This is a genomic window from Pseudomonas abyssi (genome assembly GCF_003444685.1).
Classification (GTDB): Bacteria; Pseudomonadota; Gammaproteobacteria; order Pseudomonadales; family Pseudomonadaceae; genus Halopseudomonas; species Halopseudomonas abyssi.
In genome coordinates this window covers 63,532-80,898 of sequence record NZ_LMAZ01000004.1, presented here as the reverse complement: position 1 = coordinate 80,898, position 17,367 = coordinate 63,532, and the positions used below count along the sequence as shown (strand labels likewise).

The window sequence follows — 17,367 nt, the reverse complement described above, 5'->3', positions numbered from 1 at the left end:
AAGCTGCAAGCTGCAAGCTTAATCAGGGTGCGCTCGGTCGCAGAAACAGCAACTGTTTTCTGCTCACTTTTACTGCCTCCTGTTGCTGCAAGTAAAACCAACACGATTCAACGCCACACGGGTTTTACTTGCAGCTTACGGCTTGAGGCTTGAAGCTGTCAGTTCCCGCTGACCTGACCCGCAGAGAGATCCGCATGCCCGCCCCACGTTTCGACCAACTCCACCGCCAGCCCGGCCCCTGGTTTGTGGCCCTCGGCGGCGCGGGCATGTTCGGGGCCAATTTCTACCTTTACGGCTCGGGCGGCGAGTGGATTGCGGTGGACTGTGGCTTCGCGCTGACCCCCACGCCCAGTGGGCGAAACAGCGTGTCAGTGCCTAGCCTGGCGGCTCTGGAGCGACACGACATCAAGCTGTCGGCTCTGCTGATTACCCACGGCCACGAAGACCACATCGGTGCCATCCCGCATCTATGGCGCGCGCTCGACTGCCCGATTTACGCCAGCCCCTTTGCCGCCCAACTGATTCGCGCCAAGCTCGATCCGGGCCTGAGCTGGCCACGCCTGCAGGAAATTCGTCCGCTGGAGCCGGTCGGCATAGGCGCCTTTCAGGCCGAGTGGATTCCGGTCACCCACTCAATTCCCGAGTCGCACGCTATTGTGCTGGAGGTGGCCGGCAAACGCCTGTATCACAGTGGCGACTGGAAGCTCGACCCGCAGCCGCTGGTCGGCGGCCTGACCGCGCAGGCGCGATTGCAGGCGCTCGGGCGCCAGGGCGTGGATGTGATCATCGGCGACTCGACCAACGCGCCGGTGGCCGGCGCCAGCCGCTCCGAAGCCGCGGTGCAGAATGGGCTGCAGGACGCCATTCGGCCCTGCCGTCAGCGGGTGATCGTCACCTGCTTTGCCAGCAATCTGGCACGGCTGCACAGCCTGGCCGAGATCGCCTTTGATTGCGGCCGCTACGCCGCGCTGCTGGGGCGCAGCCTGGTCAGCATGCATGGCTTTGGCCGGGCGCAAGGCTACCTGAACAGCCGACCCGGTTTTATCGGCCCCTGGGAGCTGGGCCACCTGCCGCGTGAGCAGCAGCTGTGGATCTGCACCGGCAGCCAGGGCGAACCAGCCGCCGCCCTGGGCCGCCTGGCCAGCGGCAACCACCCACACCTGAGCCTGGAGCCCGGCGATACCGTGGTGTTCTCCTCGCGCCTGATTCCCGGCAACGAAGAAGCTCTGGCGCGCATCAAGCAGGGCCTGAAAGAGCAGGGCGTCGAGCTGATCGACGATGATATGCAACCCGCTGTTCACGCCTCGGGGCATCCGCCACAGGACGACCTGCGCCAGCTTTACGGCTGGCTCAAGGCACGTCATCTGCTACCGGTACACGGCGAACCTTATCACCAACAGACACACATGCAGTTTGGCCGCAGCCTGGGTCTGGGTGGGCTGGTGCCGAACAATGGCGACCTGATCGACCTTAGCGCCCAGCCCTGCAAGGTAGCCGAGCTGCCCCACGGGCTGGTGGAAATCGAGCAGCGCTAGGGGCTACCAGGGTTCGTGGAACGGCCGTATTTCCGCCAGAAAGGTCCAGGCATCGCGCGCCTGATGCGCCAGATGGAATACCTCGTCGGCGATGGACCTGGGCTGAATAAAAAAGTCATCCGGCGCCTCCGGCATCCGCTCGCGCTGCCAGGGCACGTCGATAACCGCATCGATGATCAGGTACGCCACATGCACGCCCTTGGGGCCCAGATCACGCGCCATCGACTCCGCCAGAATCCGCTGCGCCGCCTTGCTGGGCGCAAAGCCGGCAAAGTGCGCCTTGCCGCGCTGCGCCGAGGTATTGCCCGTGACGATCAACGCGCCTTCACCCGCCGCCACCATGGCGGGCGTGGTCAGCCGTGCCAGGTGCAGCAGCGCCATGGTGTTGATTTCGAAGTTGCGTCGCAGTACCTCGGGGGCGATGTCCATGAAATTGCCAAAGGCGCCGCCCACCGCGTTATGCACCACCACCTTGGGAGCCCCGACCTTGGCCAGAGCCGCTTCCAGCGCCGCCAAGTCGGTCACGTCACAGGGCAGGGCGATGCTATCGGGTATCTCTTTTTCAAGCGCCGCCAGGCGCTCGGCATCGCGCGCCAGCATGGCCACACGGTAGCCGCTGTCGGCAAACCGACGCGCTACGGCAGCGCCGGTGCCGGGGCCAACGCCCGTTACCAGGGCAAGGGGTTTGGATTGATCTGTCATGGTCATTACTCCGCTGCCTGCGCGAGGGCCTCGCGCAAAAAATCGAGGCGATCATTACCAAAGAACATCTGCTCGCCGAAAAACACCGTGGGTGAGCCGAACACGCCGCGCTCAGCTGCCTCGTTGGTACTGCGCTCCAGCGTAGCCACCACCTCGGGGCTGTCTACCCGCGCGCCGAGCGCCTCGGTATCAATACCCGTCGCCGCCAGCACGGCCAGAATCTCTTCCTTGCTGGTCAGCGCCTTGGCCTCACCCCAGCACGCCCGGTACAGCGCCTCGGTGATGGTCGCGGCGTCCTTCGCCGAGCCCGCGGCCAGCACCGCGCGCAGGCAGGCCTCGCCATCCACCGCCTTGATGTCGGTCGGGTTAAGCGGTATGCCATAGCGCTGGGCCCAGCGGCCCAGATCCACCCGTGCGTAACGTGCCTTGGCGCTGCAGATCAGGGTGGTGGGCACGTTGCCCACCTGCTCCATGACCTTGAGTACGACCATCGGCTTGAGCACGACCTCGACCTCCATGCGCGCGAGCTGGCTGTAGGCCATGTAGCTGTAGGGACTACGAAAATCAAAGTAGAACTCGACTGTGTGCGGCATTCGTCAGTACCTTTTTCTTGGGTTGCAGGATCGCCGTCAGCGCTCAATCGGCGTCGGTGACGGGGAGGAAGGGGACACCGGTGAAGGGCTGAGCACTGCAGGTTTGTGCGCCGCGCTGAACCAGCTGCGACGCCACACCGCCAGCACAATCAACAGGCCATACACCAGCATGGCCAGGGCCAGTGCGTAGAACACGGCATTGATGCTGCTGCTCAGCCGCAGCGCCAGCCAGCCACCGCCCAGAGCGATGGCCAGGCGCAGGAAGCCGGCGACCAGCGGCCAGCGCAACCGGCCCGCGCCCTGGGAAGCGAAGTACAGCGCCAGCCCCAGACCAAAAAAGCCGTAGCAGGGGCCGACAATGCGCAGATAGTCGGCGCCTGCGGCTAATGCCAGGGGATCCTGGGTGAACAGGCGCAACCAGTGCTCGGGCCAGAGCGCCGCGCTCAGGCCGATGGCTTCGGTGGCGACAAACGCGATCAGTCCACCAATCAAGCCTATGCGCAGCGCTCGCTCGCGCTGCCCGGCACCCAGATTGGTACCCACCAGCACGACCAGAGGAGCGCCTATGCCAAAGGCCAGCGGCACCAGCAGATACTCCAGACGCACGCCGGTACCAAAACCCGCCACCGCCTGCATGCCCGCACCCGTGGCGACCAGCGCGGTCGCGCCGGCAATGATGACATTGGTCAGCACCGTGGTGATGGAAGACAACAGCCCAACGTGCAGAATATCGCGCATGTGCCGCCACGCCAGCGGAGCACGGCTGAGCCTGACAACGCAGCGGCCAGACAGGATGAACCACAGCATCGCCAGCGCACCGCCAACAAAAAACAGCACCATGGCCACGCCACCACCGGCAATACCCAGGCCCGGCAGCGGCCCGACACCAAAGATCAGCAGGGGCGACAAGGGGATGAGCAGCACCACGCCGGCGCAGGTAACCAGCGCCGGAAACAGCATGTTGCCGGTGCCACGGATCACGCTGGCCAGCGCATTCATCAACCAGAGCGCGATGCTTCCAGCGAAGACCACATTCGAATACTGCAGCGCGGCGGCGAGTTCAGGCCCCTCGGCACCCATCCAGCGATAGAGCGGAGCGCCACCCAGCAGAAAGAGCAGCGAGAACGCCAAGCCCAGGCCGCCGTTGATCAGCAACGCGTGCCATACCAGCGCGTTGGCATCGCTGCGCCGACCCGCACCCAAGGCCCGCGCTACCGCCGAGGAGATCCCGCCGCCCATGGCGCCGGCCGACATCATCTGCATCAGCATCACACCAGGAAACACCAGGGCCATACCGGCCAAGGCATCGGTGCCCAGCTTGGCCACCCACCAGGTCTCGATCAGGCCGGTGGAGGCCTGGGCGCACATGATCAGCACGTTCGGCCAGGCCATTACCAGCAATAGGGGCAGTATGGGGGCCTGCAACAACCGGCGGGTGCGGGCATCGGTGTCGCCCGGGGGTGCGCTGCTTGTTTTCATGTTGAACGGCTCGAGAGAAGGTCGAGCCATATTAGATTACGGAAATCATATAAGTAAATATGTTGGTCGTAATCTAACAACTGGAAGCAATCAGGGTGGGTACAGGACCATAGGGGTCAAGCATCGCAGGATGTCGATAGCCGTTATCTGCAACAGCTCTGAAGCTCTGACTGCTTCAGCTTCCAGCTTCAGGCCTCCAGCTCCCCACGCGACCAGGCGCGTGGGGCTAAAACAGCTCCTTGGTGCGCTCCCAGAGCATGCCCATCGCCAGCAGCGGGGCGCGGAAGCGCTGGCCGCCAGGGAAGGCCATGTGCGGTACCTTGGCAAAAATATCGAAGCCGGTACTGGCCTGGGTGGCGATGGCTTCGGCCAGCAGGCGGGCGGCCAGGTGGGTGGCGTTCACGCCGTGACCGGAGTAGGCCTGGGCGTAGAACACGTTGGGCTGCTCATCGAGCCGGCCAACCTGCGGCAGGCGGTTGGCGCCGATGCCGATCATGCCGCCCCACTGGTATTCGACTTTCACATCGGCCAGCTGCGGGAACACCTTGAGCATCTTGGGGCGCATGTAAGCGGCGATATCCGCCGGGTCGCGCCCCGAATAATGACAGGCACCGCCAAACAGCAACCGATGGTCCGCCGAGAGACGGTAGTAATCTAGCGCCACGCGCTGATCACACAGCGCCATGTTCTGCGGAATCAGGCTGCGCGCCCGTTCCTCGCCCAGCGGCTCGGTGGCGATGACATAGCTGCCAGCCGGAATCACCGTACCGCCCAACTTGGGATTGAGCTGCCCCATATAGGCATTGCAACCCAGCACCAGTTGCTTGGCATGCACGCGCCCGGTCGCCGTGTGCACGCTAATGGTGTCGCCGTAGTCGATGCGGCTGACCGGCGAATGCTCGAACAGCCGCGCGCCCAGCTGGCGGGCAGCGGCTGCCTCGCCCAGCACCAGGTTGAGCGGATGCAAGTGGCCGGACCCCATATCCGTCATGCCGCCGATATATTGATCGGAGCCGACCACGCTGTGCAGCTGCTCGCGCTCGATCAGCGTCATTTCATGGCGGTAGCCCAAGGATATAAGCTCCTCGCGGTCCGCCAGAAAGCCTTCCATGTGCGCCGGCTTATTGGCCAGGTCGCAGTAACCCATGGTCAGATCGCAATCGATGTTGAAGCGCGCGATGCGCTCGGTAACGATCTCGACCGCCTCGATGCCCATCAGCTTCAGATTGCGCACACCGTCCGCGCCAATCTGCTTTTCAAACCGGTCAACATCGTGACCAACGCCGCGAATCAGTTGACCGCCATTGCGCCCGCTGGCACCCCAACCGATCTGATGCGCCTCCAGCAGCACCACCGAAAGGCCGCGTTCGGCCAACTCCAGCGCCGTGTTGACGCCGGTAAAGCCACCGCCGACGATGCAGACATCCGCCTGTTCCTCGCCCTGCAACACCGGCAGCCCAAGCTGCTGGTTGGCAGTGGCGGCGTAATAGGAGGGGGCGTGCTCATGGGTATGGGTTGCGCTGCGCAGCATGGGGTTATCCGTTCGCGGTCGTGGCGTTTGAAATCGTGAAACACCGTAAATAAAAATTGACGCCAGCATAACCAGATACCAGCGCCCCGACAATCCCGCTCAGTCCGACTCGGGAATGGGCAGCGCCAGTGTCTCTTTCAGTTCTTCCATAACAATGTAGCTTTTCGATTCCCGCACCCCGGGCAGGCGCAGCAGAATGTCGCCGAGCAGCTTGCGGTAGGACGCCATCTCGGAAATCCGCGCCTTGATCAGGTAATCGAAGTCGCCGGACACCAGGTGGCATTCCAGCACGTGAGGCAGTTTGGTTGCCGCGCGGCGAAAATCATCAAAGATGTCGGCCGACTTGGAGTACAGGCTGATCTCGACAAACACCAGCAGGTTGGCCTGCAGCTTCTGCGGATTCAACCGTGCGCCGTAACCGAGGATGAACTTCTCCCGCTCCAGGCGCTTTACCCGCTCCATGCAGGGCGTGGTCGACAGCCCCACACGCTCGCCCAGCTCCACATAGGACATCCGCCCCTCTTCCTGCAGCAATTGCAGGATGTGGCGGTCAATCCGATCCAGCTCGCGACTGGAGGCCTTTCTGGTTTTCATGAAATACCCCTGAAAAACGTACTCGCAAAAGAATCTTGCTCTGTAACAGGCAAAATAAACGAAAAATCAGACCAGATCACTTGCCATAGAATAGCAATATCGCCCAAAGGCAAATTCACAGGTTATTTTCCGGGAGCAATGTCATGCAGGTTCTCATCCTCGGCAGTGGCGTCATCGGCGTTACCAGCGCCTGGTATCTGGCCCGCGCCGGCCATCAGGTCACCGTGGTTGATCGCCAGCCGGGTGCCGGTCTGGAAACCAGCTTCGGCAACGCCGGCATGATCTCCCCCGGCTACTCCGCCCCGTGGGCTGCACCGGGCGTGCCGTTCAAGGCCGTCAAGTGGATGCTGGCCAAGCACCCGCCGCTGTCCATCCGCCCGACCAGCGACCCGCACCAGTACCGCTGGATGGTGCAGATGCTGGCCAACTGCACCGAAGCCCGTTATGCGATCAACAAGGAACGCATGATGCGCCTGGCCGAATACAGCCGCGACTGCCTGATGGATCTGCGCAGCGACAGCGGCGTCGACTACGAACACCGCGAACAGGGCACCCTGCAGGTATTCCGTACCCAAAAGCAGATGGACGCCGCTGCCCAGGACATCGCCGTACTCGAACGCTGCGGCGTACCCTACGAAGTGCTCGACCGCGACGGCTGCGTGCGCGTCGAGCCGGGTCTGGCCGCCAGCGCCGACAAGATCGTCGGCGGCCTGCGCCTGCCGAACGATGAGACCGGCGACTGCCACCTGTTCACCACCCGCCTGGCCGCCAAAGCCGCCGAGCTGGGCGTCGAATTCCGCTACAACTGCGCGATTGACGAGCTGCTCAGCGATGGCGCGCAAATCAACGGCGTACGCCTGGAAAGCGGCGAAGTACTGACCGCCGACCGTTACGTGCTAGCCCTCGGCAGCTACTCGCCCAAGCTGGCCCGCCCGCTCGGCTTCGATCTGCCAATCTACCCGGTCAAAGGTTACTCGCTGACCCTGCCGGTAGCCAACGACGCCATGGCGCCGGTTTCCACCATCATGGATGAAACCTACAAGGTTGCCGTCACCCGCTTTGCCGACCGTATCCGCGTGGGCGGCATGGCCGAGCTGACCGGCTTTGACGACACCCTGAAAGAAAAGCGCCGCGCGACCCTGGAAATGGTTGTCTCCGACCTGTTCCCGCAGGGTGGCAAGGTGGCCGAAGCCACCTTCTGGACCGGGTTCCGCCCGATGACCCCGGACGGCACGCCGATCATTGGCGCCAGCCGCTTGCGCAACCTGTATTTCAACACCGGTCACGGCACCCTGGGCTGGACCATGTCCTGCGGCTCCAGCAAGCTGCTGGCCGACCTGCTGTCCGGCGAGAAGCCGGCGCTGAATGCCGGCGACTACAGCTTTGACCGTTACTCCAACCACAAGGAACACCAGCACCATGGCCATCCAGCGTCTGCACACTAACCACCGCATGAGCCAGATCGTGATTCACCAGAACACGGTCTACCTTGCCGGTCAGGTGGCCGCCGATGACGACCTTGCCAAGGACGCCGCCGAGCAGACCCGCAGCACCCTGCAGGAAATTGAAAAGCTGCTGGCCGAAGCCGGTACCGACAAGACCAATATCCTGTCGGTGACCATTTACCTGAAAGACATCGACGCCGACTTTGAAGCCATGAACAGCGTCTGGGATCAGTGGCTGCCGGCCGGTACCGCACCGGCCCGTGCAACCGTCGAAGCCAAGCTCTGCGAGCCGGAGATTCTGGTCGAGATGTCGGTGGTTGCTGCACTGCCCTGAGGTTGCGGCAAAACCTGTTTCACCCTCTCAGTCACCGCTCCCACGCGTTCAGTGGTGTCTGATATTCTGACGGGGCAATTTGCCCCGTCTTTTTTATTCAAGATGCCTTGCCCATGCGCCCAGCCCACGCCCTGATTGACCTGTCTGCCCTGCGTCACAACTACCAGCTAGCCAAGTCCCTGTCCGGCTGCCGCGCCTTCGCGGTGATCAAGGCTAACGCCTATGGGCATGGCGCGCTGCGCTGCGCTGCGGCCCTGCACGATGCCGACGCCTTCGCCGTGGCCTGTATCGAGGAAGCACTGGAGCTGCGCGCCGCGGGCATCCGTCAGCCGATCCTGCTGCTCGAAGGCTGGTTTGAGGCCGATGAGCTGCCGCTACTGGCCGAGCACGACCTCTGGGCCGTGCTGCATCATGAAGAGCAATTGCTGCAGCTGCAGGACGCCACCCTTAGCCGCCCGTTGCACATCTGGCTGAAGCTCGACAGCGGCATGCACCGCGTCGGCTTCAGCCCGGATGAATACGCCAGCATCTGGCAGCGTCTGGCCGCCTTGCCGCAGGTCGCCAGCCTGAGCAAGATCACCCATTTCTCACGCGCCGACGAGCCCGAAACCGGGCGTACTGAACAGCAACTGGCGACCTTTGCCGCCGCCACCGCCGGCCTTGAGGGTCCGGCCAGCCTGTGCAACTCACCCGGCATCCTGGCCTGGCCGCAAGCCCATCACGACTGGCTGCGCCCGGGCATCATGCTCTACGGTGCAACGCCATTTGAATTCGAGCAGGAACAGGCCGCCCAGCTGCGCCCGGTCATGCAGCTGCGCTCACGTATCATCGCCACTCGCGAGCTACCGGTTGGCGAGCCGATTGGCTATGGCTCACGCTTTGTTACCACCCGGCCGACCCGCGTCGGCGTGGTTGCCATGGGCTACGCCGACGGCTATCCGCGCCATGCCAAAGACGGCACGCCGGTGTTGATCGACGGCCAGCGCAGCCAGCTGATCGGTCGCGTGTCGATGGACATGCTGACGGTCGACCTGACCGAGCTGCCGGGCAGTGGCCTGGGCAGCGAGGTGACCCTGTGGGGCGAAGGTCTGAATGCCAGCGAGGTCGCCGCCTGGGCCGACAGCATTCCCTACCAGCTGTTCTGCAACCTGAACCGCGTACCCCGTCACTACTGCGACTGAAAGGTGGCCCGCTAGATTGCACAGCCGTTGAAAATTCTGAACAGTCGTGCAATTATCCCCCGGTCGAACGCCGGATCGAGCGTTCACTCCCACCACCCGCCGGAGGAAGCAGCCATTGGACGTTGGTGCCCGTCTCAAAACCATTCGTAAACTCAAGGGCTTGTCCCAGCGTGAACTGGCCAAGCGCGCCGGCGTCACCAACAGCACCATCTCCATGATCGAGAAGAACAGCGTCAGCCCCTCGGTCAGCTCCCTGAAAAAAGTGCTTTCGGGCATCCCCATGTCACTGGTCGACTTCTTCTCCCTGGAGCTCGAACAGGACAGCCAGCGCCAGGTGATCTACCGCGCCGACGAGCTGCTCGATATCGGCAGCAATGAAGTGACCATGAAGCTGGTTGGCAAAGGCCACCCGAACCGCGCCTTCGCCTTCCTCAACGAGACCTACCCGCCCGGCTCGGACACCGGCCCGGACATGCTCAACCACGAAGGCGAAGAAGCCGGCACCGTGGTCAGCGGCCAACTGGAGGTCACCGTCGGCAGCGAGGTCTATGTGCTGGAGACCGGTGACAGCTACTACTTCGACAGCAGCCAGCCGCACCGCTTCCGCAATCCCTTTGACGAGCCCTGTCTGCTGATCAGCGCGACCACGCCCGCCAACTTCTAAACCCCCGCCCGTGGGTCGTAGCGGTGGAGAACGCCACAGGCTTCTCCACCGCGCGATCTCGACCACCTCGCCCAGCGCCGTCTGCAAGGCCGTCCGGTCACGGCATGCCGTGGCCCTAGGCCTCAGGTACCGGCGGTGCGCCGGCCAGTGAGCGGTAGACGCTGACCATCGCGGTTGCGGTCTCGATGCGGCTCTGCACCAGATCACTGCGCACGCCGGTCAGCTGCTGCTCGGCATCCAACACTTCAAAGTACTCGATATAGCCCTGCTCGTAACGCAGCCGCGCCTGATCAACCGCCGCTTGCGCCGCTTCGCTGGAGGCCAGCAGCCAGCGGCTGCGCTCCTGTGCATGGCGATAGCGCACCAGCCCGTTCTCGGTTTCCTCCAGCGCCAGCAATACCGCCTGCTGGTAATGCGCCAGCCGCTCGGCACCGGTGGCGTCCGCCGCCGCGATGCGGGCACGCACACCCTCTACGTCAAGGAAGGTCCAGTCGATACCCAGTGTGACGCTGCGTGACTCGGCGCCCGCAGTGAACAGGTCACCGTCGCTGCCCACCACCGAACCCAGCAGTGCGCCCAGGGTAAAGCGTGGAAACAGGTCTGCGGTGGCCACACCAATGCGCGCAGTTGCAGCCGCCAGCCGGCGTTCAGCCGCCTGGATATCCGGGCGACGGCGCAGCACGTCAGCCGGTGTGCCGACCGGAATCCTGGCATTCATCGGGGGCAACTCCTGCGGCGCAGCCAGCTGCTCGTTCAGCGCCGCGGGCGGTTGACCGGTGAGCACCGCCAGCCGGTGCAGGCTGAGCTGCACATCGGCCCGGCGCTGCGGCACCGCAGCGCGCAGGGCATCCAGTTCGGCCTGAGCTCTGACCCGATCAAACTCGGTGCCGCGCCCGGCATCCAGCCGGGCGCTGACGATATCCAGCGAGGCCTGCTGCAGCTCGACGTTCTGTTCGGCCACGGCCAGCAACTGCTGCTGGCCACGCAGGGTGAAGTAGCCACTGGCAACCTGACCGGCAATCGCGACCTGCAACGCCGACAGGTCTGCCGCGCTGGCCGAAAGGTCCGCCTCGCCCGCTTCAACCGCCCGCTGCAGACGGCCATAGAAATCCAGCTCCCAGCTGGCGACAGCCCCCACCGAGTACTGCTCCACGCGCTCGCGGTTGGGGTCGGTGCGCTCCACCTCTGCCAGGTGCCGCTCTCCACCAGCGGCTTGCAACGTGACGCTGGGCCAGCGGTCGCGACGCGCACCGCGCAGCAGCGCTTCAGCCCCCTGGTAGCGCGCCAGCAGGGTCTGCACATCCAGATTCTGCGCCAGCGCACGATCGACCAGTGCCGCCAACTGCGGGTCATTGAAGCCGGACCAGAAGCGTTGCTCGCTGGCCTGCTGCTCAGCCGCCGCGTCGGCCTGGCTGTAACTCGCCAGCGGCACCGACTGCGGCGCCTGATAGTCAGGACCCACCGCACAGGCGGTCAGCATCACACTCAGAGCCAAGGGTAATAGCTTATACATTGGTTGTTTCCTCCTGCTGCGCAGCGGGGCGTTCGACCGCCAGCGAGGTGCCGGCCAGCTTGCGCAGCGCAACATAGAACACCGGTGTCAGCAGCAACCCGAACAGGGTCACACCCAGCATGCCGGTAAAGACGGTAATGCCCATGGCGTTGCGCACTTCGCTGCCAGCACCCGAGGCCAGCACCAGCGGCACAACACCGGCGATAAAGGCGACCGAGGTCATGATGATCGGGCGCAGGCGCAGGCGGCTGGCTTCCAGCGCGGCCTTGACGGTGTCGACCCCTTCCATTTCCTGCTCGCGAGCAAACTCGACAATCAGGATGGCGTTCTTGCATGCCAGACCCATCAGCACCACCAGGCCTACCTGCACGAAAATGTTGGCATCACCACCGCTCCACCAGACCCCAAGCATCGCCGCCAGCAGACACATGGGTACGATCAGGATCACCGCCAGCGGCATCACCCAGCTCTCGTACAATGCTGCCAACACCAGGAACACCAGCAGCAGGGCGACCGGGAAAACCACCAGCGCAGCGCTGCCCTGATTGACCTGCTGGAAGCTCAGATCGGTCCACTGAATATCCATGCCCGGCGGCAGCGACTTGGCCGCCACGGACTCAACCATGGCCAGGGTTTCGGTGGACGACAGCATCGACGGATCGGACTGACCGATCAGGTCCGCCGCCGGGTAGCCGTTGTAACGGATCACCGGGTCCGGGCCAAAGCTCGGTGTCAGGCTGACCATGGTATTGAGCGGCACCATCTCACCGGCGGCGTTGCGCACATAGAGGCTGTCCAGGTCGCTGGGCTCATCCCGATAGGGCGCATCGGCCTGAGCCCGCACCTGATAGGTGCGGCCAAACAGGTTGAAGTCGTTGATGTACTGCGCGCCGAAATACAGCTGCAGGGTGCCGAACAGCTCATCCAGGCGCACGCCCTGCGCCTTGGCCTGCAGGCGATCCACCTCGGCGTCCAGCTGCGGCACGTTGGCCTGATAGGAGGTGATCGGGAAACTCAGGCCCGGCGTCTGGCTCAGTTGCATCGCCAGCCCGTCGGTCGCCTGCTGCAGGGCGCCGTAGCCGTTGCCGCGGCGATCCTGAATGTACAGCGAATAACCCGACCCCGCGCCCAGACCAAACACCGGCGGCGGCATGAAGGAAATGGCAAAGCCTTCTTTCAACTGGCCCAGCTTGCCGTTGATCTCGGCGGCAATCTCATCAGCCGTACGCTCGCGGATGTCGAAGTCGTCAAACAGGATAAACACGGTACCGACGTTTGGCGTATTAGTGCCCTGCAGCGCGTTAAAGCCGACAAAAGCCGCCGCGTTGGCGACACCCTCGGTGTCCAGCGCCAGGTCGCTGACCTGCCGTGCCAGCGCTTCGGTCCGATCCAGCGTGGCGCCTTCGGGCAGGCGGATGCTGCCGATCAGATAGGTCTTGTCCTGCACCGGAATAAAACCACCCGGCACCTGCCGGAACATCACCACGGTTAGGCCGAGCAGCAGCAGATAAACCACAAACACCATACCGCGACGACCCAGACTACGGCCGACCAGACGCTCGTAACGCTCGGCGTTGCGCTGGAAGAAGCGGTTGAACGGGCGGAACAGCCAGCCGAAGCTGCGGTTGATCATCCGGGTCGGCAAGTCCGGTGCCGCGCCATGTGGCTTGAGCAGCGTGGCCGCCAGCGCCGGCGACAGGGTCAGCGAGTTGATCGCCGAGATCACCGTGGTAATGGCGATGGTCACCGCAAACTGGCGGTAGAACTGCCCGGTAATGCCATCCAGAAACGCCATCGGCACAAACACCGCGCAAAGCACCAGACTGATCGCCACGATAGGGCCACTGACCTCGCGCATCGCCTGATGCGCCGCCGCCAGCGGTGCCAGCCCCTGCTCGATATTACGCTCGACGTTTTCGACCACCACGATGGCGTCATCCACCACAATGCCGATCGCCAGCACCATGGCAAACAGCGTCAGGGTGTTGATCGAGAAGCCCAGCATCAGCAGCACGGCAAAGCTGCCGACAATCGACACCGGCACCGCCAGCAGCGGAATCAGCGAGGCGCGCCAGGTCTGCAGAAACAGAATCACCACCAGCACCACCAGCGCCACGGCCTCCAGCAGGGTGGTGATCACCGAGCTGATCGAGGTGCTGACAAACACGGTCGGGTCGTAGGCCACTTCCCAGCTCAGCCCCTCGGGAAAGTCCTCGGCCAGCTCGGCCATCTTGCCGCGTACGGCAGCGGAGACGTCCAGCGCATTGGAGCCAGGTGACTGGAAGATCGGCAACGCCACCGCCTGACGGCCGTCGAGCAGGGCACGCAGGGCGTCTTCCTGCGCCGCCAGCTCGATCCGGGCCACGTCACGCAGGCGCGTCATCTCGCCGTCGTCACCGGTTTTCAGCACGATATCGCCGAAGGCTTCGGTACTGTCCAGACGCCCCTTGGCGTTGATCGAAATCAGCATGTCCGAGCCCTGCGGCATCGGCGGCGCACCGATCTGGCCGGCCGACACCTGCACGTTCTGCTCGCGCACGGCTGCGACGATATCGCTGGCGGTCACGCCGAGGGAGGTGGCACGCTGCGGGTCAATCCACAGGCGCATGGCGTAGTCACCTGCACCAAACAGGCCGGCCTGACCGACACCGGGGATACGCGCCAGCTCATCACGAATATGTAGCACCGCGTAGTTGCGAATATAGGTGGCATCGAGGCTGTCATCCGGCGAAATCAGGTGCACGGCCATCATCAGGTTGGGCGACTGCTTCTGCGTGGTCACCCCCAGCTGGCGCACATCCTCGGGCAGACGCGGCAGCGCCTGCGATACCCGGTTCTGCACCTGTACCTGGGCCTGGTCCGGGTCGGTGCCCAGGGCGAAGGTCACGGTCAGCGCCAGGCTGCCATCACTGCCGGCCACCGACTTCATGTAGATCATGTCTTCCACGCCGTTGATGGCTTCTTCCAGCGGCGTGGCGACGGTTTCGGAAATGGTCTTGGGGTTGGCGCCCGGGTAGCTCGCGCTGACCAGCACGCTGGGCGGCACGACCTCCGGATACTCGCTGACCGGCAGCATCGGAATGCTGATCAGGCCAACCACGAAGATAATGATCGACAACACCGAGGCAAAAATCGGCCGGTCGACAAAGAAACGTGAAATATTCACGGCAATACGCTCCCTTGGCGTGCTCGAGAGAGCACGCCCCAGCAATATCGTTAAAAGGGGAAAGTCAGTTCAGGATCAGAACGCGGTCTGCACTGCGACCTCGTTGCCGGCCGGCTTGCGCCGGTCCATGGCGACCAGCTGCGGCGCGACCTCGATGCCCGGATAGAGAATCTTCTGCAGGCCGTTGACCACCACCCGGTCGCCCGACTGCAAACCGCCGCGGATCACCAGCAAACCATCTACCCGCCGGCCCGTCTCGACAAAGCGACGAGTCGCCCGGTTACCCTCATCGAGCACGTAGACATAGCGACGATCCTGATCGGTCAGCACCGCTTTCTGATCAATCAGAATGGCCTTGCTGGCCGCCGCTACCGGCATCTGCACGCGGGCAAACTGACCGGGGCGGAACAGCCCCTCAGGGTTGGCGATCACGGCGCGGTACTGCAGGGTGCCGGTGCTGCTGTTGAACTGGTTGTCGACAAAATCGAGCTGCCCCTGGTAGGGGTAATCCTGCCCATTGCCCAGCCCCAGACGAACCGGCGTGGCGCCCACATCGTCAAGCGGGTTGCCCTCCGCCGTCTGCTGGTCGCTCTCAAAGTAGACATACAGCGGGTCGACCGAGACCAGCGTTGCCAGCAGCGTGGCGTCGGCGGTCGCCAGGTTGCCCTTGGTGATTTCCGCGCGCCCCATACGGCCGGACACCGGGGCCTTGACCTCGGTGTAGGCCAGATCCAGCTCGGCGTTATCCTGCGCCGCCTCGGCTGAGGCCAGCGCCGCCTGCGCCATGGTGCGGGCGGCGCTACGCTGCTCCATCTCCTCGCGGGAAATGGCTCGGCGCTCCCACAGCTGCTCGGCGCGCTCGGCTTCACGCGCAGCCAGGGTTACCTGGCTGCGTGCCCGGGCGACTTCTGCGCGTGCCATCTGCAGACGTGCCTGGTAAGGGCGCTGATCAATAACGAAGAGCACATCGCCCTGCTTGACCAGCTCACCTTCTGCAAAGGAGACCTTGTCGATATAGCCGCTTACGCGCGCGCGCAGCGCCACGGTTTCCGGGGCCGCCATGCGGCCGGTGAAGTTGTCCCAGAGTGTCACGTCGCGCGGCTGCGCTACCGCAACGTCCACTTCCGGTGCCGGCATCGTCTGGTTATTGGTCTGGTCGCCACTGGCGTCGCAGCCAGCCAGCAACAGCACGAGCGCCGAGGCGGCGCCAAACCGTGCAAAGCCATTCAAAGCATGCTTGTTCATGTTATCCATCGCTCCCTGTGGGTTGGGCAATTGGCAGGCAAAACGGAATGATCCCCCGTGCTCCGGTTGGCGCACTGGCTGGTGAAAGGGGATCAGGTATGGCGTAAACGATACGGCGGGGGTGGTATTGCCGGGTAGCGGAGTTCTCCGCAAAGATTGCCTAATTCTGTTGAATTGGAGTTTTTGGCAATCTCATGCCTGTGCTCAGCAAACGCGCAACAATGGACAGAATCGCACCAGAAAAAGACAAAAAGCACCTTACAGCACTAGGCTTTGCGCGATCCTGCAAGCTTATTGCCTGATCCTGCAATTGCTGCCAAGCTGTCATCAAGCCGTGAATCGAGCTGCGTATACTGTCGCGAAACTCCAGAGGAGGCTTTTCCGATGATTGATCTCAGCACCCACCAACCCCGGCTTGATCTGCCCATGTGTCGCCAGCTGGCCGACCTGGTTGGCGAACGTGCGCTGGCAGAAGGCATTAACGATACCGCCATCCCCGGCCTGCAGATCTATCGGACCGATCACCCCACCAGCGTCAACTCGGCTGTTTATGAGCCCGCCCTCTGCGTTATTGCGCAGGGCAGCAAAACGGTACAGCTCGGTGATAAGGAAATCATGTACGGCCCGCTCAGCTACATGATCTCGGCGGTCGAACTCCCCGTGGTTGGCTGCGTGGTCGACGCGACCCCAAATCAGCCCTATCTGGCCGTCAAGCTATCGCTCGACCAGCAGGAAGTGGCTGACCTGATCCTTGAGCTGGGTGACGCCTTGCCACCACTGGACCAGCAGCGTGAGTGCCCCGCCGCCTCCTGCGGGCTGTGTGTCGCGCCGCTCGACGCCAACATTCTGCAGGCCATGACCCGGCTGGTCTCGCTGTTGTCCTCACCCACCGACTGCCGCATTCTGGCCCCGCTGGTGCGGCGCGAGCTGATCTATCGGGCACTGCTCGGTGAAATGGGCTGGCGACTGCGCGACTTTGCCGCCACCGACACCCAGGCACACCGCATCTCCCGGGTGATCGCGGTACTCAAGGACCGATTCGCCGAGCCGCTGCGGGTACGCGAGTTGGCCGACGACGTGAACATGAGTGAGTCCAGCCTGTTCCACAGCTTCAAGCAGGTCACGCGCATGTCGCCGGTACAGTTCCAGAAGAAGCTGCGCCTGCACGAGGCCCGCCGCCTGATGCTGACCGAAGGGCTGGAAGCCGCCACCGCCAGCTACCGCGTAGGCTACGAAAGCCCCTCGCACTTCAGCCGCGAATACCGGCGCATGTTCGGCGCACCGCCGCGCGCCGACGTCAGCAAGCTGCGTGGCGAGCAGGTGATGGCGGCCGCGCTGTAATCAGCAGCGCCTGCTCGCGTTTCGCGCTACCGCAGACCACTTTC

14 protein-coding genes are annotated in these 17,367 nt (G+C 63.7%); 6 read left to right on the top strand and 8 right to left on the bottom strand.

Features of this window, described 5'->3' with window-relative positions; translation table 11 throughout:
- The first annotated feature begins 194 nt into the window (after positions 1-194).
- Positions 195-1,535 (top strand): ribonuclease J, encoded by a 1,341-nt coding sequence (locus tag ASB58_RS13315; protein ID WP_118131204.1) that lies wholly within the window; start codon positions 195-197, stop codon positions 1,533-1,535.
- 3 nt (positions 1,536-1,538) lie between these two features.
- Here ASB58_RS13315 and ASB58_RS13310 read toward each other — a convergent pair whose 3' ends face one another.
- The 5 genes from ASB58_RS13310 to ASB58_RS13290 form a co-directional block, all read right to left on the bottom strand.
- A complete protein-coding gene (locus tag ASB58_RS13310; RefSeq protein ID WP_181977935.1) occupies positions 1,539-2,237 on the bottom strand; it encodes an SDR family NAD(P)-dependent oxidoreductase in 699 nt (232 codons plus the stop codon).
- Positions 2,238-2,242: 5 nt separating this feature from the next.
- Positions 2,243-2,830: a 2-hydroxychromene-2-carboxylate isomerase gene (locus ASB58_RS13305; protein WP_118131202.1), complete on the bottom strand. Its 588-nt coding sequence runs from the start codon at positions 2,828-2,830 to the stop codon at positions 2,243-2,245.
- A gap of 36 nt (positions 2,831-2,866) precedes the next feature.
- Entirely contained in the window at positions 2,867-4,309 is a 1,443-nt protein-coding gene (locus tag ASB58_RS13300) for an MATE family efflux transporter (protein WP_118131201.1), read from the bottom strand.
- A gap of 226 nt (positions 4,310-4,535) precedes the next feature.
- Entirely contained in the window at positions 4,536-5,840 is a 1,305-nt protein-coding gene (locus tag ASB58_RS13295) for an NAD(P)/FAD-dependent oxidoreductase (protein ID WP_118131200.1), read from the bottom strand.
- Between the two features lie 99 nt (positions 5,841-5,939).
- Positions 5,940-6,434 (bottom strand): Lrp/AsnC ligand binding domain-containing protein, encoded by a 495-nt coding sequence (locus tag ASB58_RS13290; RefSeq protein WP_083725688.1) that lies wholly within the window; start codon positions 6,432-6,434, stop codon positions 5,940-5,942.
- A gap of 143 nt (positions 6,435-6,577) precedes the next feature.
- Between ASB58_RS13290 and ASB58_RS13285 the strand changes: the two genes are divergently transcribed.
- The 4 genes from ASB58_RS13285 (at position 6,578) to ASB58_RS13270 (ending at position 10,058) form a co-directional block, all read left to right on the top strand.
- The gene (locus ASB58_RS13285) at positions 6,578-7,879 is read left to right on the top strand and encodes a D-amino acid dehydrogenase (RefSeq protein ID WP_118131199.1); all 1,302 of its coding nucleotides are present in this window, start codon (positions 6,578-6,580) and stop codon (positions 7,877-7,879) included.
- Positions 7,854-8,213 carry a RidA family protein gene (locus ASB58_RS13280; protein ID WP_096005231.1) on the top strand — a complete coding sequence of 120 codons (360 nt, stop codon included), beginning with the start codon at positions 7,854-7,856 and terminating at the stop codon, positions 8,211-8,213. The genes ASB58_RS13285 and ASB58_RS13280 overlap by 26 nt, the downstream gene beginning before the upstream one ends.
- Before the next feature lie 113 nt (positions 8,214-8,326).
- Positions 8,327-9,394 carry an alanine racemase gene (gene alr / locus ASB58_RS13275; RefSeq protein ID WP_096005230.1) on the top strand — a complete coding sequence of 356 codons (1,068 nt, stop codon included), beginning with the start codon at positions 8,327-8,329 and terminating at the stop codon, positions 9,392-9,394.
- A gap of 115 nt (positions 9,395-9,509) precedes the next feature.
- Positions 9,510-10,058, top strand: a complete 549-nt coding sequence (locus ASB58_RS13270; protein ID WP_096005229.1) for a type II toxin-antitoxin system RelB family anti-toxin — start codon at positions 9,510-9,512, stop codon at positions 10,056-10,058.
- A gap of 115 nt (positions 10,059-10,173) precedes the next feature.
- Here ASB58_RS13270 and ASB58_RS13265 read toward each other — a convergent pair whose 3' ends face one another.
- From ASB58_RS13265 to ASB58_RS13255, 3 genes are all read right to left on the bottom strand, one after another.
- Positions 10,174-11,571, bottom strand: coding sequence for an efflux transporter outer membrane subunit (locus ASB58_RS13265; protein ID WP_118131198.1), 1,398 nt, complete (start codon positions 11,569-11,571; stop codon positions 10,174-10,176).
- Complete coding sequence (locus ASB58_RS13260) at positions 11,564-14,737, bottom strand: efflux RND transporter permease subunit (protein WP_118131197.1); 3,174 nt, start codon at positions 14,735-14,737, stop codon at positions 11,564-11,566. The genes ASB58_RS13265 and ASB58_RS13260 overlap by 8 nt, the downstream gene beginning before the upstream one ends.
- A gap of 75 nt (positions 14,738-14,812) precedes the next feature.
- Complete coding sequence (locus ASB58_RS13255; protein ID WP_202974634.1) at positions 14,813-15,982, bottom strand: efflux RND transporter periplasmic adaptor subunit; 1,170 nt, start codon at positions 15,980-15,982, stop codon at positions 14,813-14,815.
- 384 nt (positions 15,983-16,366) lie between these two features.
- Between ASB58_RS13255 and ASB58_RS13250 the strand changes: the two genes are divergently transcribed.
- Positions 16,367-17,323: an AraC family transcriptional regulator gene (locus tag ASB58_RS13250; protein ID WP_118131195.1), complete on the top strand. Its 957-nt coding sequence runs from the start codon at positions 16,367-16,369 to the stop codon at positions 17,321-17,323.
- The last annotated feature ends 44 nt before the right edge of the window (positions 17,324-17,367 follow it).